Source organism: Psychrobacter sp. 16-MNA-CIBAN-0192 (assembly GCF_040309565.1).
Taxonomy (GTDB): Bacteria; Pseudomonadota; Gammaproteobacteria; order Pseudomonadales; family Moraxellaceae; genus Psychrobacter.
On record NZ_JBEOOX010000725.1, the window covers coordinates 1 to 236 of the forward strand.

The 236-nt window shown below is 87.7% G+C and carries 1 protein-coding gene; it reads left to right on the forward strand.

Annotated elements, in window-relative coordinates; translation table 11 throughout:
• On the forward strand, positions 1-236 hold a 236-nt coding region (locus AAEY78_RS15000; protein WP_352340299.1), incomplete at both ends, for a hypothetical protein.

Sequence of the window (236 nt, forward strand, 5' to 3'; positions counted from 1 at the left end):
CCGTGGCGGCGCGAGGCGGGCGCGCGCGGGGGCGGGGAGGGGGGGGGGGGCCGGGGGGGGGGGTGGGGGGGGGGGGCGCGGGGGGGGGGGGGGGGGGCGGGGGGGGGGGGGGGGGGGGGGGGGGGGGGGGGTCGTGGGGGGGGGGGGGGGGGGGGGGGGGGGGGGGCGGCCCACCAGCCAACACGCCCCACGCACCAATCACGCACTACGACCACCGGCGGCTATACAGCACCCGA